Source organism: Azotobacter chroococcum (assembly GCF_004339665.1).
GTDB classification, from domain to species: Bacteria; Pseudomonadota; Gammaproteobacteria; order Pseudomonadales; family Pseudomonadaceae; genus Azotobacter; species Azotobacter chroococcum.
In genome coordinates this window covers 26,024-47,308 of record NZ_SMMU01000023.1, presented here as the reverse complement: position 1 = coordinate 47,308, position 21,285 = coordinate 26,024, and the positions used below count along the sequence as shown (strand labels likewise).

The following is a 21,285-nucleotide window of genomic DNA, read 5'->3' as shown; positions in this document are numbered from 1 at the left end:
ATTTCCGCTGTCGCGTTTTTCCGAAACAGCTGCATATCAACCGATTCATCATTGAGAGGGGGTCGTTTTCATGAGCAACAACACCTTCCCGGATGATGTCAGCGGCGTCGTGTTGCGCCGCATGAAGGAGGGCGGATTCGACTTTGCCCGCGTCCACCCCATCGAGTTCTACGCCATCTTCCCCGACGAGGAGCGGGCCCGCATGGCGGCCAGAAATTTTCGCGGCGAATCCCTGAGGACAGAGGTGTCTGCCCGCGATGACGGTGCCTGGCACCTGCAGGTGAGCAAGGTGATGTATGCCACCTACTCCGGCATCGACAACTTCGAGCATGACCTCGAGTCCGTGGTGCTGCCCCTGGGCGGCGTGCTCGATGGCTGGGGCGTTACCCAGGAAGCCGCCTATTCCGGTCTTTAGGTCCTTCGCGCCGGCCAATCCCTGGCCGGCGTTCCACCCCCGCCCGACTTTCCCCGATCTCGCTCCGCCCGCTCAGCGGGACCCGGCCTTGCGCCCGGCCATGTGGCGCAGGTAGGCCAGCAGGCGATCCAGTTCATCCTCGGTGAGAACCTCCGCGGAAAAGCCCGGCATGCGTCCCAGCGACCACTGGCGCAAGCCCTGCGGGTCGCGGATGTAGCGGCGCAGGAAGGCCTCGTGAAAGTACTCGGTGGGATTGTACGGCAGGTTCAGGTCAGGCCCGAACCGGGCATCGCCCTGGCCGTTCAGTCGGTGGCAGGCCAGGCAGTGCTTCTGGAACAGCACGAAGCCGGCCTGGATGGAGGCATCGGCGTCGGCGGCCGGCAGCAGCGCCGGGAAGCGCTCAGCGAGCGGGGCGAGCAGGCGAATCCGGGCGATCTGGAAGGGCCACTGCTCGGGGCCTATGTCGCCCATCTGGGGATCGCTCCAGACCAGATAGAAGGGGCCGGCACTGGGTTTGCCTTCACCCAGTGCGGGCCAGGGGCTGGCTGGGTCCTCGATGGCCAGCCAGGCGCGGGCGCCCTCCTGGCGCAACAGGGGGGCGGCGGGCAGCTCGGCCGCGAAGCCGTCCAGCGCCTGAGCCTGCAGGTGATCGCCGGGTCCCACGCCGTCCAGGAGCACGGCCAGCGGCAGTGCACGATAATGCATCCCCCGCCGGTAGGTCGGGTCGGCGGGAATCGACAGGCTGCGTATCTGCGGATGGGCAAGCAGCTCGGCGCTGGACCAGCGATGTGTGCCGCCGGGCAATTCGAGGCTCAGCTCGGCGGCGGCCAGCGGCAGGCTGGCGATCAGCAGAAAGGCGAGGGTGGCGAGATGGCGCATGGGGCATCCTTGAAGTAGCAGCCGGCTCTGACAGACAAGGGGCGGTATGCTCGATTTTCATGAGCGGCAATCGGAGCCGCCAGCAGACTGGAGGCAGTGCCGCCGCCGAAAGGCGGCCGTGTTCGAGCGGCTCGAGCTGCTCCTGCCAAGGCTGGAGGGCTCTATCGAACAGGCGGTGGTCGGATAACTGAGCCGGCCGGAGGCACCCGTGCATTTGGCTCGACTATGCCGTGACTCATGGCCTGCCGGTAACGGTGTGCCCCTGTTCGCAGGGCGGAGGAGGGGCGGGCTAGGCGCTGCCGAAGCGCTGCAGCTGCATCTCCTGCAGGCGGCTCAGGGTGCGGCGGAACGGGAAGGACAGGTAGCCCTCGGTGTAGAGCGCTTCCAGGGCCACCTCGGCCTCCAGATAGAGCGGTACCCGGCGATCGTAGCATTCGTCCACCAGGGCGATGAAGCGCCGCACGCCATCGTCGTGGGCGGACAGTGCCGGCAGCTGGCGGTCGCCGGCCACCACCCGCTCGACGCCATCCTCGGTACCGCGGGCGATGCGGGCCTCGCGCTGGCGGCCGCTCAGGTTGGGTACCTGGCTCAGCAGGATGGCCGGGAAGCGGTCGCACAGGGCAATGAAGTCGAAGGCGGAGAAAGGCTGCTCGCAGAGGTCGGCATAGGTGCACCAGAGCGCCGCCGCGCCGTGGCGCACCACGGTCAGGCGGCGGTGCTCCAGCTGGACGGAAGTGCTGGCTATCGGCATGCCCCGGGTCAGCTGTGCAAAGACCTCGCCCAGAGCGCTCGCCTGGCCTGGATTGGCAACCCAGTAGCGTTGCTGGCGCGTGCCGGGATGCAGACGGTGATCCTGACCACCATCCACTGGGGCGACCTGCATGTGCCGCTCGATGGCGGTGATGGCCGGCAGGAAGCGCTGGCGATTGAATCCGTCGGCATACAGCTGCGATGGCGGCTGGTTTGAGGTGGCGACCACCACCACGCCCTGCTCGAACACTGCCTGCAGCAGCGGACCCAGCAGCATGGCATCGCCGATGTCGCTGACGAACAGCTCGTCGAAACACAGCACCCGCAGTTCCTTGGCCAACTCGCCGGCCAGCAGGCGCAGAGGGTCGGCCGAGCCGGTCAGCTGGAACAGCCTGCGGTGCACCCAGCGCATGAAGTGGTGGAAATGCTGGCGCCGGGCGGGCACGCGCAGGCTGCGATGGAAGCTGTCCATCAGCCAGGTCTTGCCGCGCCCGACCGGTCCCCAGAGGTAGACGCCGGCCACCGGCAGGTGGCGACCTGTCTGGTGCAGGGCCTGGTGACAATCCTCCAGCAGCAGGGCCGCCTGCTGCTGAGCCTCATCCGGCCGGAAGCCATCGCGCTCGACGGCCTGGCGGTAGGCGGTGAGGGGGGGCGGAGCGGGGAGCGGGGTATCGATGGCAGGGACTCCGGCGGATCAAGGCGTAGCGAAAACCAGCACGCTGGCTTGGTCTTCGGCAAGTAAACAGAGGGCTCGGAGGCATCCTTGCTCGAGTGGGGCGTTCCTGCCGGTGGCTCAACGAAGGTCTGCAGATTGCCGGGCGGGCTTTATGCTGCCACTGGGTCCATGGCGAGGGGCCGGCCGGCGCGTTCGAGGAAGTCGAGGGAGGCCCGCTTGGCCTTCTCCACCGCCTGGCGGTGTCGCTCCCCGGCATTCAGGCTCTGCCGCAAGGTGCGGCTGAACTCGGACTGCAGGTCGGCCAGCAGCCGGCGCTGCTCGCCGGTCAGAATGGCGGGCCGGCCGCTGGCAAAGCCCATCACTGAATCGATCGCCCTGGCGACATCGAGATGAAAGCTCCGCTCCGGGGCTCCGCAGATGCAGCTTTCGGCGCGCTGGGCAAGCAGTCTTACCTTCTCGCGCAGTTCCCGGTACAGCGGAATGTATTGCAGATCGGCGACAGCGGTATGCTCCATCGCGCCCCGCTTGTTCAGCAGTTCTGCCGCAAGATACGAGTCCATGCGGGACTCCTCTCTGGCCGAAACAACTCCCCAATCGTTCATGCTGCAGCCTCCTCTTCAAGGGCTGGCCGCCTGCCGGGCCGGGTCCTGAGCCGGCGGGCGGGGTTCGCCCGGATCGCTGATGCTCCGGCGGATCGGCGCCGGAGACGCTCTTCTCGAACCTTTCGCTGGACTGCTGCGGCCGTTCGCCGCAGTCTCCATGGCCAATGGATAACCGATTGTTAGGGTGATAATCAACTGTCACATTGCAGATAGCCACTCGCTAAAGGTTGTAGAGCCGCTCGTTTGCAGGGCGGCTGGCCGGGTTGGTCAAAGTCCTGGCGGAGCGGCTAGGATGTGCGCCTCCCCTTGATCTGTAAGGAAAAGGCCCATGCTGGCTGAGTTGTTCGCCGTGATGGCGCCCATTTTCATCGTGGCCGGAGTCGGTTATGGCTGGGTACGCTTCGGCCATGTCTATCCCACCGATTTCGTCACCCGGCTGATCCTCAACATCGGCACGCCTTGCCTGGTGCTGTCCACCTTGAGCAATTCGGAGATCGATCCGCAGGCCTTCGGCCAGATGGCTGCCGCCTGCGTGGCGGTGACCTTCTGCATGGGGCTGGTCGGCCTGCTGCTCAGCCGGCTGCTGCACTATGACTGGAAGGTGCTGGTGCCGGCCTACCTGTTCCCCAACTCGGGCAACATGGGATTGCCGATCAGCCTCTATGCCTTCGGCGAGGGGGGGCTGGCGCTGGCGGTGGCTTTTTTCCTGGTGCTTTCGGTAGGGCACTTCACCTTGGGCATGGTGCTTTCCGGTGCCGAGCAGTCCTTTAGAAAACTGTTGGTCAACCCGATCATCATCAGTCTCGGATTGGCTCTGCCGATCCTGCTGCTGGACCTCGAGTTGCCGCGCTGGCTGGACAATACCGTGGGACTGCTTGGTGGCATGACCATTCCGCTGATGCTGGTCACCCTCGGCGTGTCGCTGGCGAGCATCCGTACCCCCCTGCTTGGCCAGGGCATGCTGCTCGGTGCGCTTCGGCTGCTCTGCGGGGCCGGCGTGGCCTGGGCTGTCGGCCTGATGCTGGGGTTGTCGCCCTTGGCTCAGGGAGTACTGGTCATGCAGTCGGCCATGCCGGTGGCGGTATTCAACTATCTGTTCGCCGTGCGTGCCGGGCGCTCTCCGGAAAAAGTGGCGAGCCTGGTGCTGTGCTCGACCTTTCTGGCGTTCGGTTTCCTTCCGCTGCTGCTGGCATGGTGGCTGTCGGTCGTGCATTGACGTCTATGGGGCTGGCGCAACGACGTCAACCTGCTATCCCATCAAATGCTCCAGGTTGGGCAGGATCAGGAGCACCATGATGGCGAAAACGATAAGGCCGAATTGCCTGATTTTCTGGGGATGTTTGAACATGCTCTGCCTTTCTTATTGTTGATATGACATGAGGGGTCATTTTTACAAGGCATGTCTTGCGCCATGAGACGCCCACACGCTTCAGAAGGGAAGCGACTCACAGGAGAACTTTAAGGGATTCCCTCCTGGGACTTAGAAAATTTTTCGTGCGCTTTTCTTTTTTTATATCATTTGCCTGTAGTGGCTGGATTTCTACGCGACTGCACCCGTTGTATCAGAACATTTTCCGGGAAATTCCCGGCCATTGCCGTCTGTCCGAATGCCTGTGAAGTGGGCGGGAACGGGAGGGCAGGGTGATTCATTGCCCAAAAGAATTCGATCCCGGCCCATGAATGTGCGGTGCATTGAGTTTTTGGCAGAAGCGATTGGCTGTGCTGTCGCCCGCGCAGTACGGTGAAGCATTCTTGGGAGAAAGGAGGCATGCCGATGACTCGGCGCAAACTTTCCAGTGCGTCTACCGGGGCCTGCTTGGCCGGGCTGGCGCTTGTGGCTTTGATAGGCTTGGCGCTGGCTCCGCTGAGCCATAACCCTTGGGGCGTGGTGCAGCTGTTCTTCAGCAGCCTCTTCGTTTCCCTGGCCCTGGCCTGGCCCATGATGGCGCCATTTCGTCACGGCGGACGCGGATTGCGGATAGGCCTGACTGGCTAAACGCATGAATTTTTTGAAAAAAGCTTTGCTTTCTGGCCGTCGTTCGGATAAATTGCGCGCCGTCGACGGGCAAGAAGGTCCGTAGATGTCCGGTGGGGTGTCCGAGCGGTTGAAGGAGCACGCCTGGAAAGTGTGTATACGGGAAACCGTATCGTGGGTTCGAATCCCACCTCCACCGCCATATTGAACGAAAAAGCCCCGAAGATTCGGGGCTTTTTCGTTTCCTGCCTGAAAGTTTCACTCTCTCCGCGAGAGTTGTCTCCGTCTCCTGTCCTCTCCGTCGTGGTGTTCGTTGGGTCGCGAGCTGGCCTGTCTTTCAGGTGGACAGGCCGGAGAGGCTGCCGCTGCGCCGGGAGCGTCCATCCGGGCCGTAAAGGGAGTGTCCGGCCGCTTCGTGGAGAAAGTTCAGGATGCGTTGGTTGTGTCCCAGACGGGTGCGAATGGCATCGCCGTTGAGGCGGTTCAGCAGTTGGGCATGGCTGGCCAGTTCGAGCAATCGTTGCCAGGCGGGAAGGCAGCCGGCCTCCCTGGCGGCCTGTTCGGCTCCGCGACGTCCGGCTCCGTAGCCAAGCTTGATCTGGGCGTTGCTGCGCTGGCTTTCCAGGTGTTCGAGTTCGCCAAGCAGCGCCTGCTTGGCGGCGGCCAGATCGCTCAGGTGCCGGCCATCGACATTTGCTTCGGTCAGTGCTTGCCGTTCCTCCTCGATCAGCTCGACGAAGCGCTGCAGGGTTTGTTGCTGGGTGGCGAGATGCTTGCTCAGGCTCATGGAAATCCTTCCGTCCGAAAAGGCTCAGACTCCGTCGTCGAGTAGTTCGCGGACGCTTTCGAGCAATCCTTCGGCGATGCGTTCGGGGCGAATCTGCAGGCGGCCTTCGCTGATCGCTTGGCGAATTTCCATGACGCGAGCCATGTCGATGTCCTGGCTGGCATCCGTCTCCGCGGACTGGCCGAAATGGGCGATGGCGGCGGGCGATTCGGTCTGCGCCGGGGCTTCGCCGTGTCGGACGCGGAGGCTGGTCTCCCTGTTGTCGGTCGGTCGTGCGGCGCCTTGCGGAGTGGAGTTGTCGATTTTCACGGTGGATTTCTCTCGCGGTGTTCCCAAGGCGAAGTATCGGCCCTGGGCGGGCAAACTTGAACAGTCGCCGCGCCAAAATGCGAAGGCCGCGAGCGAGGCTCAGTGGCCGGCCTGCAGTCGATTGCGGCCGATGACCCTGCCGCGCAGTATTTCCCCTGCTTCGGTGCGTACCCGCACCAGGGCGTCCAGGCCGCCGCTGTCGAGTGCAGTGGCCTTGCGGCTGACGGTGAAGCCGGGACCCCGGGCTTCGAGGACGACCTGGGCGTTGCGCTCGATCAGCCCGGGGGCGCGCAGGGCGCTGCGCTGGAGGGTGCTGCCCTCGGCGATGGTTCGAGCGGCCTGCATGCCGAGGACCTCGTCGGCGGAAATGGCCGCGTTGCGCGGCAGGCGCTCCAGTTGGCCCTGGCGTACCGCAAGCATGCCGGGCTCGATGATTTCGCCGGGCTCGATGGCGCGCCGGGCAACCGCATATTCCCCCAGGATGCCGACGGCGGCCTGCAGATAGCGGGCCGGCTGGCCATTTCCGGCGCAGTGGATGCCTATTGCGACTCGTCCCGGCAGGCGCTGGTTGGGTTGCGGCAGAAACGGCTGCGGATCGTCGCAGTCCGGAAGGCTGACGGCCGGGCGCTCCAGCTCGATTCGCAGTTCCTGCCGGTCGCCGACCGGCAGGCGCTGCACGATCAGTTCCCTGATCTTGGTTTCCAGCGGGTCCGGCGCGGCCCCGGCCTGCCAGGCCAGCAGGCATGGCAGAACTCCCTTCAGAAGGAGGCGGAGCGGAGGGAGGCTCGACATGCGGTCGTTCCGTCGGCAGTGAGGCGGAAATTCTAGGAAGAATGCCGCCGGGACAAGGGCAGAATTGGTCGCTAAATGCGGGCCTGTTTCTGCCTTTGCCCTGAAGGGCGTGCCGCTATTCTGCCATCAACCAAATGATCCCTTAATGGAGGGAGTCGCGGGCATGCTCGACAAACTCGATGCCTCGCTGCGCTTTCAGCAGGAAGCCCTGAATCTGCGCACCCAGCGTCAACAGGTGTTGGCCGCCAACATCGCCAACGCCGATACGCCGGAGTTCCGGGCAAGGGACTTCGACTTTTCCCGCGAGCTGGCCAAGGCTATCGAGGACGGGAGAGGCGCCTCCTCCATGCGCCTGGCGACCACCTCGATGCGCCATTTGCAGGGCGCCTCGACAGCCGCGCTCGCCGTGCGCGAGCTGCTCTACCGGGTTCCGGACCAGCCCAGCCTGGACGGCAATACCGTGGACATGGACCGCGAGCGGGCCCAGTTCGTCGACAACACGGTGCGCTACCAGGCCAGTCTGTCCTTTTTGAACAGTCGCCTTCAGGGGCTCAAGACTGCCATGCAGTCGGAGTGAGCGGGAGTAGGACAGCATGTCGATGTTCAGCATCTTCGATATCGCCGGCTCGGCGCTGACCGCGCAGTCGCAGCGGATGAACGTGACCGCCAGCAACCTGGCCAACGTGGACAGCGTGGGGGGCGAGGACGGCCAGGCCTATCGCGCCAGGCAGGTGGTCTTCGAAAGCCGGGTCCGGGGGCGTTCGGATATCGGCGGCGTGCGCGTGACCCAGGTCGTGGAGGATCCTTCGCCGTTGCGGCGGGAGTATCGCCCCGAGCACCCGCTGGCCGATGGGGAGGGTTACGTGAGCCTGCCGAACGTCGAGCCGGTGCACGAAATGGTCAACATGATCGCCGCTTCGCGTTCCTATCAGGCCAGCGTCGAAGTGATGAACACCAGCAAGCAGCTGCTGCTGAAAACCCTGACGCTTGGCGAGGGCTGAATTCTTCCATGAGCACCATCGACACTTCGGTCGTCAACGCCCTCAACGGCAATGCCGGCACGACGCAGAGCAAGAACACCGCCGAAGAGCTGCGGGAAAACTTCATGACGCTGCTGGTGACGCAATTGCAGAACCAGGACCCGCTCAAGCCCATGGAGAACGCCGAGCTGACCTCGCAGCTGGCGCAGATCAACACCCTGAACGGCATCGAGGAACTGAACACGACGCTGGAAAGCATCACCGGGCAGATCGACGAGAGCCAGGCCCTGCAGGCCGCGGCGCTGGTCGGGCATGGCGTGCTGGTGCCGGGCAACCAGGTGCTGGTCGGTAACCAGACGGCGACGGCGTTCGGCATCGAGCTGGAGCAGCCGGCCGATCAGGTCAGTGTGACCATCACCAACAGCAGTGGCCAAGTGGTGCGCCAGTTCGATCTGGGCGGACTGGATGCCGGCGTGCAGTCCTTCACCTGGGACGCCACGCTGGACGACGGCAGCGCGGCCCCGGACGGCTCCTACACCGTGAGCATCGAGGCCAGCGCCGATGGCAAGGCCCTCTCGCCCACTACCCTGAACTACGCCGAAGTCTCGGGTGTCACCCGCAGCAGCGAGGGGCTGCGGCTGGACCTGGGCGCAGTGCAGGGAAGCGTCGCGCTCGCCGATATCCGCCAGATTCTCTAAAAGCATTTTTCGCCGATCCAGGACACCCGCTCTGCCGGGTGGCCGGCCGTCACAACCTTCACGGAGCAGAACATGGGTTTTTCGCAGGCACTGAGTGGTCTCAACGCCGCCTCCACCAACCTCAACGTGGTGAGCAACAACATCGCCAACTCGCAGACCGTTGGCTTCAAGAGTTCCACCACCCAGTTCGCCGACGTCTATGCCGGCGCCAAGGTCGGTCTGGGAACCCGGGTCTCTGATGTCGTGCAAAACTTCAACTCCGGCAACCTGGAAACCACCGACCGCGGTCTCGACCTGGCCATCAGCGGTTCGGGGTTCTTCCGTCTGGAGCAGGGCGGCCAGGTGGTCTACTCGCGCAACGGCCAGCTGACCCTGACCTCCGACGGCTATCTGGAGAATGCCCAGGGCGCGCGTCTGATGGGCGCCGACGGCGTCATCCAGATCCCCTCCGATGGCTTGCAGGCCAGCCCCACGGACGAGGTCGCGGCGACCCTGAACCTGGATGCCGGCGCCGAGGCGGTGACGGCGACCTTCGATGCGACCGACCCGGCCACCTATTCCTATGCCAACACCGCCACGGTCTACGACTCGCTGGGCAATGCCCATGAATTGAGCCTGTACTTCACCAAGACCGGCACCAATACCTGGGAAGTGCATGCCGCCCTTGACGGAGATGTATCGGCAGACTCACAGAGCGTCAATTTCACTTCCAGCGGCGTGCTCGATGCCTATGCGCCAGGCAATTTCGGCTTCACCCTGACCAACGGCGCTGCCGACATCAGCTTCGAGCTGGATCTGGCCGGCACTACCCAGTTCGGCAACGACTTCGAGGTGTCCAGCCTGACCCAGAACGGCTACACCGCCGGCAGTCTGGTGGGCTTCAGCGTGGACGAGAACGGCAACATCGTCGGCAACTATTCGAACGAGCAGACCCAGATTCTCGGCCAGATCCAGCTGGCCAGCTTCCGCAATCCGGAGGGCCTGCAGCCGGTGGGCGACAACGTCTGGATCGAAACGGCGGCCTCCGGGCAGGCCCTGGTGGGAGTGGCCGGCGCCGGTCAGCTCGGGACGCTCGAAAGCGGCGTGGTGGAAACCTCCAACGTCGACCTGACCAAGGAGCTGGTCAACCTGATCATCGCCCAGCGCAACTTCCAGGCCAACGCCCAGTCGGTCAAGACGCAGAGCGACGTGCTCGAACAGGCGGTCAACCTCGGCCGCTGACGGAGCCTGATCCATGGATCGCATGCTATTCACCGCCATGAGCGGCGCCAAGCAGAGCCTCGACCAGCAGGCGGTGGTCACGCACAACCTGGCCAACGCGGTGACGCCGGGCTTTCGCGCCCAGCTCATGGAACTGCAGGCCGTGACGGTCGACGGCGAGGGCCTGCCGACCCGCACCTCGGTGCGGATCGCCACCTCCGGCGCCGACCTCACCCAGGGACCGGTCACCCGCACCGGGCGCGGTCTGGATGTGGCGCTCGACGGCGATGCCTGGCTGGCGGTGCAGGCTTCCGACGGTAACGAAGCCTATACCCGGCGCGGCGATATCCAGATCGACGGCAACGGCATGATGACGGTGGCCGGCCATCCGGTGATCGGCGACGGCGGCCCCCTGATGGTGCCGCTGGGCAGCGAGGTGACGATCGGCGCCGACGGCACCGTCAGCGTGGTGGAGGAGGGGCAGGATCCCGACACCAGCGCCGCCGTGGGCCGTCTGAAGCTGGTGTCGGCCGGCGATGCCAGGCTCGAGCGCGGCGAGGACGGCCTGTTTCGCGCGCCCCCGGACGGCACCGGTGGCTCCCAGCCAGTGGCGGCCGACGATGCCGCGCGGCTGGTCAGCGGAGCCCTGGAGGGCAGCAACGTCAGCGCCACCGAAGCCATGGTGGCGATGATCGACAACGCGCGGCGCTACGAGATGCAGATGAAGGCCATCGACAGCGCCGACGACAACGCCCAGCGCGCCAACGCCCTGCTGTCCCTGCAGGGCTGACAGGCACGGTCGTCGCGACGGCCGTGAACGGAGGAAGATTCACCGATGATCAGATCGTTGTGGACGGCCAAGACCGGCCTCGAGTCCCAGCAGGTGCAGATGGACGTGATCGCCAACAACCTGGCGAACGTCGCGACCAACGGCTTCAAGCGCACGCGGGCGGTATTCGAGGACCTTTTGTACCAGAACCTGCGCCAGCCGGGCGCCGACAACACCACCCAGACCAAGCTGCCGTCCGGCCTGCAGATCGGCACCGGCGTGCGCCCGGTCGCCACCGAGCGCCTGCACAGCCAGGGCAACCTGCAGGGGACCGAGAACTCGAACGACCTGGCGATCAACGGCAAGGGCTTCTTCCAGGTCGAGATGCCCGACGGCACCACCGCCTACACCCGCGACGGCAGCTTCCAGCTCGACGAGAACGGCCAGATGGTCACCTCCAGCGGCTACCTGCTGATGGGCGGCGTCACCATTCCCGAGAACGCCCTGTCGGTGACCGTCAGCCAGGACGGCATCGTCTCGGTGACCCAGCCGGGCAACGCCCAGCCCAACCAGGTCGGCCAGCTCAACCTGGCGCTGTTCATCAATCCGGCCGGCCTGCAGAGCATCGGCGAGAACCTCTATCTGGAAACCGCCAGCTCGGGCGCGCCCAACGAGAACATCCCGGGCAGCAACGGCGCCGGCCGCCTCTACCAGGGCTACGTGGAGACCTCCAACGTCAACGTGGTGGAGGAGATGGTCAGCATGATCCAGACCCAGCGCGCCTACGAGATCAACAGCAAGGCCGTGGAAACCTCGGACGAGATGCTCGCGCGTCTGACCCAGCTGTAAGCGCATGGCGAGGAATAATCGAGTGCCGAGCTTCTGGGGATTCCGCCTGCGTCACGGGCTGCTGCTGGCCGTACTGCTGTCCGCGGCGGGCTGCGCGCAGCTGCCGCGGACCACGGTGGTCAGGGACGAGCCGCTGGAGGTGCCGCAGGTGGCGCCCCGGCAGGCCAACGGTTCCATCTTTCAGGGCGGGCAGATCTACCAGCCGCTGTTCGAGGACCGCCGGCCGCGGATGATCGGCGACATCCTGACCATCGTGCTCAACGAGCAGGTCAGCGCCAGCAAGAACTCGGCCTCCAATGCCAGCCGCTCCGCGGACATGGCGGTGGGCTTCTCGACGACCTCGGACAAGCCGGAAAAGGTGGGCGAGTTCGGCGCCGACGCCTCGGGCGACAACGACTTCGCCGGCAGCGGCGGATCGCGGGCCAACAACTCCTTCACCGGCACCATCACCGTGACGGTGCAGCAGGTGATGCCCAACGGCAACCTGCGCGTGGTCGGCGAAAAGCAGATCGCCATCAACCAGGGGACCGAGTACATCCGCTTCTCCGGTCTGGTCAACCCGCGCACCATCAGCGTGCAGAACACAGTGTCCTCGACCCTGGTGTCCATGGCCCGCATCGAGTACGTCGGCGACGGCTACATCAACGAGGCCCAGCACATGGGCTGGCTGCAGCGCTTCTTCCTCAACGTGTCCCCCTTCTGATGCCTCCTGCCATGGCCGATTCCGTTTCCCGAACCCGACCCGCGTCCTTCGCCCCGGCGGCATGCCGGGCGCTGTGCCTGCTGCTCTGTCTCGCCGGCCTGCTGCTTCCGGCCGTGGCGCCGGCCGAGCAGGTGCGCGACATCGCCGACTTCGCCGGGGTGCGCAACAACGTGCTGGTCGGCTACGGCCTGGTGGTCGGCCTGGACGGCACCGGCGACCAGACCACCCAGACGCCATTCACCGAACAGGGGCTGACCAACATGCTGTCGCAGCTCGGCATCACCGTGCCGGCCGGCAGCAACATGCAGATGCGCAACGTCGCGGCGGTGATGGTGACCGCCAACCTGCCGCCGTTCGCCCGCCCCGGGCAGCAGGTCGACGTCGTCGTGTCCTCCATCGGCAACGCCCGCAGCCTGCGCGGCGGCACCCTGCTGATGACGCCACTCAAGGGCATGGACGGCGAAACCTACGGCCTGGCCCAGGGCAACCTGCTGGTGGGCGGGGTCGGCGCCCAGGCCAACGGCAGCAGCGTGCAGATCAACCAGCAGGCCGGCGGGCGGATCGCCCGCGGCGCGCTGGTGGAGCGCGAGGTGCCGCTCGAGCTCGGCGGTCCGAGGGGCGAGCTCGATCTCTATCTGCGCAATCCCGATTTCGCCACCGCCCGGCGGCTGGTGCTCGCCATCAACAACGAGTTCGGCCGTACCGTGGCCGCCGCCCAGGATGGCGGCCTGATCCGTCTGCAGGGCCCCTCGTCGCCGAACGAGCGGGTCAACTTCATGGCGCGGGTGGAGGGCGTCCAGGTCACGCCGATGTCGGAGCGGCCCAAGGTGATCGTCAACTCGCGCACCGGCGCCGTGGTCCTCAACGGTGCGGTCAAGCTGCACCGGGCCGCGGTGGCGCACGGCAACCTGTCGATCGTCATCGACACCGACAACCGGGTGTCCCAGCCGGAGCCCTTCAGCGAGGGGAGGACGGTGGTGGCGCCGAACAGCGATATCTCCATCGAGCAGCAGGGCGGCGCCCTGCACCTGGTCGAGGGCAGCGCCGATCTGATGGACGTGGTCAAGGCGCTCAACGCCCTGGGCGCCACGCCCCAGGACCTGATGTCGATCCTCGAGGCGCTGAAGGCCGCCGGCTCCCTGCGCGCCGAACTGGAGATCATCTGATGGCCGTTGCCGCGCTCGGCGAGCGTTTCGCCCTCGACCTGCAGGGGCTGCAGCGCCTCAAGCACACGGCCCGCGAGGATTCGCCAGCCGCACTGCGCGAGGCGAGCAAGCAGTTCGAGGCGCTGTTCCTGCAGTCGATGCTGAAAAGCATGCGCGAGGCCAGCCCGAAGTCGGGCCTGTTCGACAGCTCGCAGACACGCCTGTACACCGAGCTGCTCGACCAGCAGTGGGCGCAGCATCTGGCCGGACATGGCCTGGGGCTGGCCGAGCAACTGGCCGGCCAGCTGCGCGGCGCCGCCCCGGCAACGGACCCTGCGCAAAGCGCCAGGGAGGAGAACCTGCTGGCCGGGATTCCGCGCGCCACGCCACGGCCCCTGTACGGCAGCGTGGCGCTGCCGTCCGCTGCGCCGGGCGCAGCCGAACGGACGACGGAGGCGCCGGCCTCGCTGGGCAGCGTGGTGGAGCGCCCGGCCCATGTCACGGACTTCCTCGACCGCCTGCAGGCGCCGGCACGCCGGGCCAGCCGCGCCAGCGGCGTGCCCGCCGAACTGATCCTCGCCCAGGCGGCCCTGGAAACCGGCTGGGGGCGGCGGCAGATCGCCACGGCCGGCGGTGGCGACAGCCACAACCTGTTCGGCATCAAGGCCGGCAGCCAGTGGCGCGGGGCGACGGCCGACGTGCCGACCACCGAATACGTCGACGGCCAGGCGCAGAAGCGGGTGGAGCGCTTCCGCGCCTATCCGTCACTGGAGGCCGGCCTGGCCGACTACGCCCGGCTGATCGGCGGCAATCCGCGCTATGCCGGGGTGGTCGCCGCGCCGGACGCCGCCCAGGCGGCGCGCGAGCTGCAGCAGGCCGGCTACGCCACCGACCCGGCCTATGCCGACAAGCTGATCGCGGTGATGGCCAGTCTCGGCCAGACGCAGGCCGTCGCCCGTCTGGATGCGGCGGACACGCGGGAATGAGCGCGGTTGGCTCCGGGAGCCGCCCGTGCATGGGCGGATACAACCGCCTCAAGTCTTGGCCGGCGCTGCCGATAACCTGAGGCAAGCTGCGAAAGGGAAGGTTTGATGAGCATTTTCTCCATTGGCGTCAGCGGTCTGAATGCCGCCCAGGTGGCCTTGAGCACCACCTCCAACAACATCACCAACGTCTACACGGACGGCTACAACCGCCAGACCACCCTGCTCGGCGAGAGTGGCGTGGGCAACGGCGTGCAGGTCGAAGGCGTGCAGCGCCAGTTCAACCAGTTCGTCGCCACCCAGCTCAACCAGGCCACCAGCAACTCCAGCGCGCTGGACACCTACGAAACCCAGATCGCCCAGATCGACAACCTGCTGGCGGACAGCGAGGCGGGGCTGGCCCCTCTGCTGCAGAGCTTCTTTTCCTCCCTGCAGGATCTCGCCTCGGCGCCTTCCGACCCGGCCGCCCGCCAGGGGCTGATCGGCACCGCCGATACCCTGAGCGCGCAGTTCCGTGCCTTCGACGGCTATCTCGAAGACATGCAGCAGGGCGTCAACGGGCAGATCGAGGACGTGGTCTTCCAGATCAACAACACCGCCGAGCAGATCGCCATGCTCAACCGCGAGATCAGCCTGGCCAAGGCCAAGACCGGCGAGGCGCCCAACAGCCTGCTGGACCAGCGCGACCAGCTGGTGGCCGAGCTGAGCACGATGGTCGACGTGGAGCTGACCATCCAGGACGGCGGCACCTACAACATCAGCATCGGCAACGGCCAGTCCCTGGTTTCCGGCACCCGGAGCTTCGCCCTGGAGGCCATGGCATCTTCCGCCGATCCGTCGCGGACCGTGGTCGGCTATCGCGACGGCGCCGGCAACCTGCGCGAGTTCAGCGAGTCCACCTTCACCGGCGGCGAACTGGGCGGCCTGATGACCTTCCGCAGCGAAACCCTGGACAAGACCCAGAACCAGCTCGGCCAGCTCGCCGTGTCCCTGGCGCAGGGCTTCAACGCCCAGCACGCCGAGGGCGTCGATCTCAATGGCGACGCCGGAGGGGATTTCTTCTCCATCGGCGCGCCGACCGTCTACAGCAACGCCAACAACGACAGCGCCGCCTACCTGGAGGCGAGCTTCTCCGACGACCTGAGCGGGCTGACCGCCAGCGACTACGACGTGAAGTTCTCGGCGACCGACGGCTACAGCGTGACCCGCCGCGACACCGGCGAAACCACTACCTTCGCGGCCGACGCCACGACCCTCGAATTCGGCGGCATGGTCGTGACGGTCAGCGGCACGCCGGCCGACGGAGACCGCTTCCTCATCCAGCCGACCCGCCATGCCGCCGGCCAGCTGGAGAACCTGATCCAGGACACCGCGCTGATCGCCGCCGGCCAGGCCGAGGGCGGCACCGGCAGCGGCGACAACCGCAACGCCCTGGCGCTGCAGGCGCTGCAGGACGAGGCGCTGGTCGGCGGCGTGGCCAGCCTGAGCCAGGCCTATGCCTCGATGGTCGGCGACGTCGGCAACCGCACCAACGTGGTCCAGGTCAACCGCCAGGCCCAGGCGGGCCTGACCCAGCAGTTGCGTGCGCTGCAGCTGTCGGAGTCCGGCGTCAACCTGGACGAGGAGGCGGCCAACCTGATCCGCTTCCAGCAGTACTACCAGGCCAGCGCCAAGGTCATCGAGGTCGGCGCGACCGTGCTCGACACCCTGCTCGGCCTCGACGCCTGATCCCGGAGGACAAGCAAGCATGCGCATCAGCACCGTCACCATGTTCGAGCAGGGCCTGAACTCGCTGGTCCGCCAGCAGGGCGAGTACCTCAAGGTCGGCCAGCAGATCGCCAGCGGCAAGCGGGTGGTCAATCCTTCCGACGATCCCCAGGCCGCCTCGCAGGCGGTCGGCGTCGCCCAGTCGGCGGCGGTCAACCAGCAGTATGCGGACGCGCGGATCAGCACCCGCAATGCCCTCTCCCAGGAGGAGAGCGTGCTGGACAGCGTCGCCGACGCCATCGCCAGCGCCAAGACCCTGCTGGTCCAGGCCGGCAACGGCACGCTCAGCGACGCCGACCGCTCCTCCCTGGCCAGCGAACTCAGCGGCATCTACGAAGCCCTGCTCGGCCAGGCCAATGCCACCGACGGCAACGGGCGCTACCTGTTCGGCGGCTACCAGGACAAGAGCCCGCCGTTCGTCAAGGATGCGCTCACCGGCATCGTCAGCTATCAGGGCGACGCGGGCGTAGTGGCCCAGCAGGTGGACGCCTCGCGGCAGATGGCGAGCGGCGACAACGGGCTGCAGATTTTCCAGACCGTGCACGGTTCTGCCAGCTACCTGGCCCGGGCCGATGCCGCCAACGCGGGCAGCGTCACCTTCACCGGGCCCAGCGTGACGGACAGCAGCGATGCCGGCTTCGGCACGAGCTTCACGCTCGTCTTCGCGGTCGCGGCCGACGGTACGACCACCTACAGCACCGACGGCGGAACCACCCCGGTGCCCTATGTGGACGGGCAGAGCATCAGCGTCAACGGGCTGAGCCTGACCCTGGAAGGCACTCCGGCGGACGGCGACTCGATCGCCGTGAGCGCCGCCGACGAGGCCGATCCCGATCTGTTCCGCACCCTCAAGAACATGCTCGATGCGCTGAACACGCCACTGCAGAGCGACGCCGACCGGGCCCGTCTGCAGAACACCCTGTCCACCTCCAGCCGCGAGCTGGACAACGCGCTGGACAACGTGCTGACCACCCGCGCCTCGGTGGGCGCCCGCCTGAACGAGCTGGACGTGCTCGACACGGTGGGCGGCAACCGCGCGCTGAACTACGAGCAGACCCTCTCCGATCTGGTCGACCTCGACTACAACGCGGCGATCTCCGAATACAGCCTGCGCCAGGTCGGGCTGCAGGCGGCGCAGAAGACCTTCGTCGACATCCACCAGCTGTCGCTGTTCAAGCTGCTCTGACGCGGCGGCGCGGGAGCGTGGCGCCTTCGCGCCGCGCTTCAGCCTGCCGGCACCGCCAGACCGGCGATCAGTTGCGCCAGGAATTCCAGGCCGCTGCGGAACAGCCCGCCGAGAAAGCCCCCCAGATCGCCCATCAGCACGGTCAGCAGCGCCAGGCCGACGCTCAGCGACAGCGGGAAGCCCACCGAGAACACCGTCAGCTGCGGCGCCGAGCGATTGAGGATGCCCATCGCCAGGTTGATGATCAGCAGCGCGGCCACCAGCGGCATGGCCAGCAGCAGGCCCGAGGCGAAGACGGTGCTGCCGTAGCGGGCGAGCATCTCCCAGGCCGACGGATCGAGGCGCAGCAGGCCGACCGGCAGGCTGGCGAAGGTGCCGGCGAGCAGTTCGAGTTCCAGCAGATGGCCGTCGAAGGCCAGGAACATCAGCAGCGCGATCATGTACAGCAGGCGCGAGAGCACCATGCTGTTGGTGCCGGTGTCCGGCGAGAAGAAGGTGGCGAAGCCCAGGCCCATCTGCAGGCCGATGATGTCGCCGGCCGTCTGTGTCGCGGCGAGGGTGACGCGCATGACCATGCCGATGGCCAGGCCGATCAGCATCTGTTCGACCATGATGCCGAGGCCTGGCCAGGAGAACAGCGGCACCGCCGGCAGCGGCGGCAGGTTCGGGCCCAGCAGCACGCTCAGCAGGACCGCCAGGGCGATCTTCACGCGCGCGGGGACGCTGGTGTGGCCGAGCAGCGGGGCGGCCAGCAGGAAGGCGCCGATCCGGCAGAACGGCCAGAAGAAGCTGACCAGCCAGCCCTGCAGTTGCGCGTAGTCGACCTCGACCACGGTCAGCCGAGCATACCGGGAATATTCGCGAACAGTTCCCGGGTGAAGTCGACGATCGACTGGATCATCAGCGGGCCGGCCAGTACCAGCACGGCGAACACCGCGAGGATCTTCGGAATGAACGACAGGGTCATCTCGTTGATCTGGGTGGCCGCCTGGAACAGGCTGACCAGCAGGCCGACCAGCAGCGCGGTGAGCAGCAGCGGTGCGGCGAGGAACAGGGTGACACGCATGCCCTGGTGGGCCAGGTCCATGACCATTTCCGGCGTCATCGGGTTATCTCTCTATGGATGGAAGCTCTGCGCCAGCGAGCCGAGCAGCAGCTGCCAGCCGTCGACCAGCACGAAGAGCATCAGCTTGAAGGGCAGGGAAATGGTTGCCGGCGGGACCATCATCATGCCCAGCGCCATCAGCACGCTAGCCACCACCAGGTCGATGATCAGGAAGGGGATGAAGATGGTGAAGCCGATCTGGAAGGCGGTCTTCAGTTCGCTGGTGACGAAGGCCGGCATCAGCACGCGCAGCGGCACCTGCTCGGGGCCTTCCAGCTCGCCGAGCCTGGCCAGGCGGGCGAACAGCGCCAGGTCGCCGTCGCGGGTCTGCGCCAGCATGAACTCGCGGAATGGCTGGCTGCCGGTCTCGAGGAACTGCTCGAAGCCGATCTCGTCGCGGGAGAAGGGCTGCCAGGCGCTCTGGTAGGCGCGGTCGAACACCGGCGCCATGACGAAGAAGGTGAGGAACAGCGCCAGGCCGAGCAGGACCTGGTTGGGCGGCGCGGCCGGGGTGCCGATGGCGGTGCGCAGCAGGCCGAGGACGATGATGATCCGGGTGAAGCCGGTCATCATCAGCAGCAGGGCCGGCAGGAAGGCCATCGAACTGAGCAGCAGCAGGGTCTGCAGGCTCAGCGACCACTGCTGGCCGCCGCCGGCCAGCGGCTGGCTGGTGAGGGCGGGCAGGGCGGCTTCGACAGTGGCCGGCAGGCAGAGTGCGAGGCACAGGCCGAAGGCGCCGGCGGCCGGGCGCAGGCCGCGGCGCGGGACGGTCGGATTCATGGCCGCTCCGGGTTGGCGGCCTTGTGGCCGGACAGCTGCTGCTTGAGTTGGCCGGACAGGGCGCCGGCGAAGCGTTCGGCAAAGCCGCCGGTCGGCCGGGCGTCGTTCGCTTCGGCGGGCGGCGCCGGCAGTTCGTGGAGCTTGCTGATCTGCTGGCCGGTCACGCCGAGCACCAGCCAGGTGCCCTGCACCTCGACGATCACCACGCGCTCGCGGGGGCCGACCAGGCTGCTGCCGATCACCCGCAGGTGCTGGCCGGGCCACTGGCGGCCGGGGCCGAGGCGGCGCAGCAGCCAGCTGCAGAGGAATATCAGGCCGATCACCAGGGCCAGGGCCAGGGCGGTCTTGCCCAGCGCGGCGAGGCCCAGCAGGCTGTCGGCGCCGGCGTTCTCCAGGCCGGCGGCGGTCGTCGCGGCGGCACTCATCGGTTGAGCTTCTGCACCCGTTCGGAGGGCGTGATGATCTCGGTGATGCGGATGCCGTACTTGTCGTCGACCACCACCACCTCGCCCTGGGCGATCAGGTAGCCGTTGATGAGGATGTCCATCGGCTCGCCGGCCAGGCCTTCCAGCTCGACCACCGAGCCCTGCGCCAGCTCCAGCAGCTGCTTGATGGTGATCCGCGTGCGGCCGAGCTCGACGCTGAGCTTGACCGGAATGTCCATGATCATGTCCAGGTCGCGCATGCCATCCGCCGTGGCGCTCTTGCCGAGCGGCTTGAACACGCTCTTGCCGACGTTCTGCACGGCCGGTGCCGGGACCGTGGCAGCCTGTTCGGCGAAGGCGGCCGCCCAGGGATCGTCCTCGACCGGCGCGACGGCCTGTTCGGCCATGGCGCTGGCCCAGTCGTCCTCCAGGGTGTTCAGGTCGGTTTTGTTCGAATCAGTCATTGTGGAGTTCCTTGGCGGCGGGCAGGTTGCCCTTGACGAACCGGTCGGTCGTCGCGCCGGAGTTGGCGGATGAGTGGTCGATCAGTTCCCTTACCTGCAGGGCGCGCTGGCCGTTCTGGCTGCCGTACTCGCAGCGCATCACCGGCACGCCGTCGACCCGGGCGACGACCGTCTCCGGCAGCTCGATGGGCAGCACGTCGCCGACCTTGAGCGCCATGACCTGGCCGATGCACAGGTCGATGCCGGTGAAATCGGCGATCAGCTCGATCTGCGACTGTTTGATCTCGCTGGCCATGCGCTGGCCCCACTGACGCTCCTCTTCCGGGTGGCTGTCGTTGAGGGGGCCGTTGAGCAGGCTGCGCAGCGGCTCGATCATCAGGTAGGGCATGACGATGTTGAAGTCACTGGCCAGGTTGCCGACTTCCAGATGGAAGGTGCTGTTGATGACGATCTCGTTGGGCGAGCCGGTGATGTTGGCGAACTTGGCCTGCATCTCCGAGCGCAGGTAGTCGATCTCCAGCGGATACACCGACTTCCAGGCGCTCTGGTAGGCCTCCAGGGCCAGCCCCAGCAGGCGGCGGATGATGCGCTGCTCGGTGTGGGTGAACTCGCGCCCCTCGGATTTGGTGAGAAAGCGGCCATCACCGCCGAACAGGTTGTCCACCACCATGAACACCAGGTTCGGCGGGAAGACCACCAGCGCCGTGCCGCGCAGCGGCTTCATGGCCAGCAGGTTGATGTTGGTCGGCACCGGCACGTTGCGCGCGAAGTCGCTGTAGCTCTGATAGCGCACGCTGTCGACGGTGATGTCGGCGCTGCGGCGGATCAGGTTGAACAGGCTCATGCGGAAATAGCGCGCGAAGCGCTCGTTGATGATGTCCAGCGCGTGCAGGCGCTCGCGGATCACCCGGTGCTGGGTGGCCGGATTGTAGGGGCGGATGCGCTGCTTGTCGGCGGGTTCGCTGGGCGAGGTGTCCTCCTCGCCGCTGACCCCCTTGAGCAGCGCATCGATCTCTTCCTGCGAGAGCAGATCGTCTTGGGCCATG

General features: G+C 66.5%; 25 protein-coding genes and 1 tRNA gene. 14 read left to right on the top strand and 12 right to left on the bottom strand.

Translation table 11 applies throughout. From position 1 onward, the window contains the following. Positions 1-70: 70 nt before the first annotated feature. Positions 71-415: a ribonuclease E inhibitor RraB gene (locus EV691_RS16760; protein WP_039804413.1), complete on the top strand. Its 345-nt coding sequence runs from the start codon at positions 71-73 to the stop codon at positions 413-415. Positions 416-487: 72 nt separating this feature from the next. Here EV691_RS16760 and EV691_RS16755 read toward each other — a convergent pair whose 3' ends face one another. From EV691_RS16755 to EV691_RS16745, 3 genes are all read right to left on the bottom strand, one after another. Then, a complete protein-coding gene (locus EV691_RS16755; RefSeq protein WP_131298520.1) occupies positions 488-1,294 on the bottom strand; it encodes a cytochrome c in 807 nt (268 codons plus the stop codon). 289 nt (positions 1,295-1,583) lie between these two features. Further along, positions 1,584-2,720: a cell division protein ZapE gene (zapE, locus tag EV691_RS16750; protein WP_131298519.1), complete on the bottom strand. Its 1,137-nt coding sequence runs from the start codon at positions 2,718-2,720 to the stop codon at positions 1,584-1,586. Positions 2,721-2,869: 149 nt separating this feature from the next. Further along, a complete protein-coding gene (locus tag EV691_RS16745) occupies positions 2,870-3,280 on the bottom strand; it encodes a hypothetical protein (protein WP_242672532.1) in 411 nt (136 codons plus the stop codon). 370 nt (positions 3,281-3,650) lie between these two features. On the opposite strand from EV691_RS16745, the gene EV691_RS16740 reads away from it, so the two are divergent. Both EV691_RS16740 and EV691_RS16735 read left to right on the top strand, forming a co-directional pair. Then, the gene (locus EV691_RS16740) at positions 3,651-4,538 is read left to right on the top strand and encodes an AEC family transporter (RefSeq protein WP_131298518.1); all 888 of its coding nucleotides are present in this window, start codon (positions 3,651-3,653) and stop codon (positions 4,536-4,538) included. Positions 4,539-5,409: 871 nt separating this feature from the next. Continuing rightward, positions 5,410-5,499, top strand: a tRNA-Ser gene (locus EV691_RS16735). A gap of 135 nt (positions 5,500-5,634) precedes the next feature. Here the strand turns inward: EV691_RS16735 and EV691_RS16730 are convergent. The 3 genes from EV691_RS16730 to flgA all read right to left on the bottom strand — a co-directional run bounded on the left by EV691_RS16730 (position 5,635) and on the right by flgA (position 7,185). Next, positions 5,635-6,084 carry a flagella synthesis protein FlgN gene (locus EV691_RS16730; protein ID WP_039804403.1) on the bottom strand — a complete coding sequence of 150 codons (450 nt, stop codon included), beginning with the start codon at positions 6,082-6,084 and terminating at the stop codon, positions 5,635-5,637. 24 nt (positions 6,085-6,108) lie between these two features. Then, the gene (gene flgM, locus EV691_RS16725) at positions 6,109-6,393 is read right to left on the bottom strand and encodes a flagellar biosynthesis anti-sigma factor FlgM (protein WP_131298517.1); all 285 of its coding nucleotides are present in this window, start codon (positions 6,391-6,393) and stop codon (positions 6,109-6,111) included. A gap of 99 nt (positions 6,394-6,492) precedes the next feature. Then, the gene (gene flgA, locus EV691_RS16720; RefSeq protein WP_131298516.1) at positions 6,493-7,185 is read right to left on the bottom strand and encodes a flagellar basal body P-ring formation chaperone FlgA; all 693 of its coding nucleotides are present in this window, start codon (positions 7,183-7,185) and stop codon (positions 6,493-6,495) included. A gap of 163 nt (positions 7,186-7,348) precedes the next feature. Here flgA and flgB point away from each other — a divergent pair, with 163 nt between their 5' ends. The 11 genes from flgB to flgL all read left to right on the top strand — a co-directional run bounded on the left by flgB (position 7,349) and on the right by flgL (position 17,465). Continuing rightward, positions 7,349-7,762, top strand: coding sequence for a flagellar basal body rod protein FlgB (gene flgB / locus EV691_RS16715; RefSeq protein ID WP_131298515.1), 414 nt, complete (start codon positions 7,349-7,351; stop codon positions 7,760-7,762). A gap of 16 nt (positions 7,763-7,778) precedes the next feature. Then, on the top strand, positions 7,779-8,186 hold the full coding sequence (gene flgC / locus EV691_RS16710) for a flagellar basal body rod protein FlgC (RefSeq protein ID WP_131254538.1): 408 nt from the start codon (positions 7,779-7,781) through the stop codon (positions 8,184-8,186). A gap of 8 nt (positions 8,187-8,194) precedes the next feature. Next, positions 8,195-8,863 (top strand): flagellar hook assembly protein FlgD, encoded by a 669-nt coding sequence (gene flgD, locus EV691_RS16705; RefSeq protein ID WP_131298514.1) that lies wholly within the window; start codon positions 8,195-8,197, stop codon positions 8,861-8,863. 72 nt (positions 8,864-8,935) lie between these two features. Next, on the top strand, positions 8,936-10,084 hold the full coding sequence (gene flgE / locus EV691_RS16700) for a flagellar hook protein FlgE (RefSeq protein WP_131298513.1): 1,149 nt from the start codon (positions 8,936-8,938) through the stop codon (positions 10,082-10,084). A gap of 13 nt (positions 10,085-10,097) precedes the next feature. Continuing rightward, positions 10,098-10,853 carry a flagellar basal body rod protein FlgF gene (locus EV691_RS16695; RefSeq protein ID WP_131298512.1) on the top strand — a complete coding sequence of 252 codons (756 nt, stop codon included), beginning with the start codon at positions 10,098-10,100 and terminating at the stop codon, positions 10,851-10,853. 45 nt (positions 10,854-10,898) lie between these two features. After that, positions 10,899-11,681, top strand: a complete 783-nt coding sequence (flgG, locus tag EV691_RS16690) for a flagellar basal-body rod protein FlgG (protein WP_089167993.1) — start codon at positions 10,899-10,901, stop codon at positions 11,679-11,681. A 22-nt stretch (positions 11,682-11,703) separates the two neighbouring features. Beyond that, entirely contained in the window at positions 11,704-12,384 is a 681-nt protein-coding gene (locus EV691_RS16685) for a flagellar basal body L-ring protein FlgH (protein WP_242672531.1), read from the top strand. Between the two features lie 11 nt (positions 12,385-12,395). Next, the gene (locus tag EV691_RS16680) at positions 12,396-13,550 is read left to right on the top strand and encodes a flagellar basal body P-ring protein FlgI (protein WP_377802317.1); all 1,155 of its coding nucleotides are present in this window, start codon (positions 12,396-12,398) and stop codon (positions 13,548-13,550) included. Then, positions 13,550-14,515, top strand: coding sequence for a flagellar assembly peptidoglycan hydrolase FlgJ (flgJ, locus tag EV691_RS16675; RefSeq protein ID WP_131298510.1), 966 nt, complete (start codon positions 13,550-13,552; stop codon positions 14,513-14,515). The genes EV691_RS16680 and flgJ overlap by 1 nt, the downstream gene beginning before the upstream one ends. Before the next feature lie 105 nt (positions 14,516-14,620). Continuing rightward, positions 14,621-16,240: a flagellar hook-associated protein FlgK gene (flgK, locus tag EV691_RS16670; protein WP_131298509.1), complete on the top strand. Its 1,620-nt coding sequence runs from the start codon at positions 14,621-14,623 to the stop codon at positions 16,238-16,240. Between the two features lie 19 nt (positions 16,241-16,259). Then, positions 16,260-17,465: a flagellar hook-associated protein FlgL gene (gene flgL, locus EV691_RS16665; protein ID WP_131298508.1), complete on the top strand. Its 1,206-nt coding sequence runs from the start codon at positions 16,260-16,262 to the stop codon at positions 17,463-17,465. 38 nt (positions 17,466-17,503) lie between these two features. Here the strand turns inward: flgL and fliR are convergent, their stop codons facing one another. From fliR to fliM, 6 genes are read right to left on the bottom strand one after another with little or no spacing between them, the layout of a single operon-like run. Beyond that, entirely contained in the window at positions 17,504-18,298 is a 795-nt protein-coding gene (gene fliR, locus EV691_RS16660) for a flagellar biosynthetic protein FliR (RefSeq protein ID WP_131298507.1), read from the bottom strand. A gap of 2 nt (positions 18,299-18,300) precedes the next feature. Then, the gene (gene fliQ, locus EV691_RS16655; protein ID WP_131298506.1) at positions 18,301-18,570 is read right to left on the bottom strand and encodes a flagellar biosynthesis protein FliQ; all 270 of its coding nucleotides are present in this window, start codon (positions 18,568-18,570) and stop codon (positions 18,301-18,303) included. A 12-nt stretch (positions 18,571-18,582) separates the two neighbouring features. Beyond that, entirely contained in the window at positions 18,583-19,350 is a 768-nt protein-coding gene (gene fliP, locus EV691_RS16650) for a flagellar type III secretion system pore protein FliP (protein ID WP_131298505.1), read from the bottom strand. Then, complete coding sequence (gene fliO / locus EV691_RS16645; protein ID WP_131298504.1) at positions 19,347-19,775, bottom strand: flagellar biosynthetic protein FliO; 429 nt, start codon at positions 19,773-19,775, stop codon at positions 19,347-19,349. Before fliO ends, fliP begins: the two co-directional genes overlap by 4 nt. Further along, positions 19,772-20,239: a flagellar motor switch protein FliN gene (gene fliN, locus EV691_RS16640; protein WP_131298503.1), complete on the bottom strand. Its 468-nt coding sequence runs from the start codon at positions 20,237-20,239 to the stop codon at positions 19,772-19,774. Before fliN ends, fliO begins: the two co-directional genes overlap by 4 nt. Then, the gene (gene fliM, locus EV691_RS16635; protein WP_131298502.1) at positions 20,232-21,284 is read right to left on the bottom strand and encodes a flagellar motor switch protein FliM; all 1,053 of its coding nucleotides are present in this window, start codon (positions 21,282-21,284) and stop codon (positions 20,232-20,234) included. Before fliM ends, fliN begins: the two co-directional genes overlap by 8 nt. Position 21,285: the final 1 nt, after the last annotated feature.

Coding starts and splice junctions, on each gene's coding strand:
- flgC (WP_131254538.1), top strand. CDS start 7,779: ATGTCGATGTTCAGCATCTTCGATATCGCCGGCTCGGCGCTGACCGCG.
- EV691_RS16695 (WP_131298512.1), top strand. CDS start 10,098: ATGGATCGCATGCTATTCACCGCCATGAGCGGCGCCAAGCAGAGCCTC.
- EV691_RS16730 (WP_039804403.1), bottom strand. CDS start 6,084: ATGAGCCTGAGCAAGCATCTCGCCACCCAGCAACAAACCCTGCAGCGC.
- fliN (WP_131298503.1), bottom strand. CDS start 20,239: ATGACTGATTCGAACAAAACCGACCTGAACACCCTGGAGGACGACTGG.
- fliP (WP_131298505.1), bottom strand. CDS start 19,350: ATGAATCCGACCGTCCCGCGCCGCGGCCTGCGCCCGGCCGCCGGCGCC.
- EV691_RS16760 (WP_039804413.1), top strand. CDS start 71: ATGAGCAACAACACCTTCCCGGATGATGTCAGCGGCGTCGTGTTGCGC.
- EV691_RS16680 (WP_377802317.1), top strand. CDS start 12,396: ATGGCCGATTCCGTTTCCCGAACCCGACCCGCGTCCTTCGCCCCGGCG.
- EV691_RS16745 (WP_242672532.1), bottom strand. CDS start 3,280: ATGGACTCGTATCTTGCGGCAGAACTGCTGAACAAGCGGGGCGCGATG.
- fliO (WP_131298504.1), bottom strand. CDS start 19,775: ATGAGTGCCGCCGCGACGACCGCCGCCGGCCTGGAGAACGCCGGCGCC.
- EV691_RS16740 (WP_131298518.1), top strand. CDS start 3,651: ATGCTGGCTGAGTTGTTCGCCGTGATGGCGCCCATTTTCATCGTGGCC.
- fliM (WP_131298502.1), bottom strand. CDS start 21,284: ATGGCCCAAGACGATCTGCTCTCGCAGGAAGAGATCGATGCGCTGCTC.
- flgB (WP_131298515.1), top strand. CDS start 7,349: ATGCTCGACAAACTCGATGCCTCGCTGCGCTTTCAGCAGGAAGCCCTG.
- flgJ (WP_131298510.1), top strand. CDS start 13,550: ATGGCCGTTGCCGCGCTCGGCGAGCGTTTCGCCCTCGACCTGCAGGGG.
- EV691_RS16755 (WP_131298520.1), bottom strand. CDS start 1,294: ATGCGCCATCTCGCCACCCTCGCCTTTCTGCTGATCGCCAGCCTGCCG.
- flgG (WP_089167993.1), top strand. CDS start 10,899: ATGATCAGATCGTTGTGGACGGCCAAGACCGGCCTCGAGTCCCAGCAG.
- flgA (WP_131298516.1), bottom strand. CDS start 7,185: ATGTCGAGCCTCCCTCCGCTCCGCCTCCTTCTGAAGGGAGTTCTGCCA.
- flgL (WP_131298508.1), top strand. CDS start 16,260: ATGCGCATCAGCACCGTCACCATGTTCGAGCAGGGCCTGAACTCGCTG.
- flgD (WP_131298514.1), top strand. CDS start 8,195: ATGAGCACCATCGACACTTCGGTCGTCAACGCCCTCAACGGCAATGCC.
- fliQ (WP_131298506.1), bottom strand. CDS start 18,570: ATGACGCCGGAAATGGTCATGGACCTGGCCCACCAGGGCATGCGTGTC.
- flgK (WP_131298509.1), top strand. CDS start 14,621: ATGAGCATTTTCTCCATTGGCGTCAGCGGTCTGAATGCCGCCCAGGTG.
- flgE (WP_131298513.1), top strand. CDS start 8,936: ATGGGTTTTTCGCAGGCACTGAGTGGTCTCAACGCCGCCTCCACCAAC.